This window comes from Delftia sp. ASV31 (genome assembly GCF_016428765.1).
GTDB classification, from domain to species: domain Bacteria; phylum Pseudomonadota; class Gammaproteobacteria; order Burkholderiales; family Burkholderiaceae_C; genus Comamonas; species Comamonas acidovorans.
Genome location: NZ_JAELTK010000290.1, coordinates 1 through 314, shown reverse-complemented (window position 1 = coordinate 314; position 314 = coordinate 1). Strand labels below are relative to the sequence as shown.

Sequence of the window (314 nt, the reverse complement as noted above, 5' to 3'; positions counted from 1 at the left end):
CCCCCCCCCCCCCCCCCCCCCCCCCCCCCCCCCCCCCCCCCCCCCCCCCCCCCCCCCCCCCCCCCCCCCCCCCCCCCCCCCCCCCCCCCCCCCCCCCCCCCCCCCCCCCCTTTTTACTGATCCGGCGACCACCGAGATCTACACTGTTCGCATTTCGTCGGCAGCGTCAGATGTGTATAAGAGACAGGGAGAAGGTCTCGCTGGCCAATGCCGGCATCGGCGCCGTCTCCCAGCTGTGCGGCATGCTGTTCATGCACCAGGCGGGCGTCAAGCTCACCACCGTGCCCTACAAGGGCGCAGGCCCGGCCATGAAC

1 pseudogene is annotated in these 314 nt (G+C 74.5%); it reads left to right on the top strand.

The annotated features are described in order from the left end of the window. Positions 1-314: pseudogene (locus JHD82_RS30170) on the top strand (tripartite tricarboxylate transporter substrate-binding protein); the annotation flags it as partial.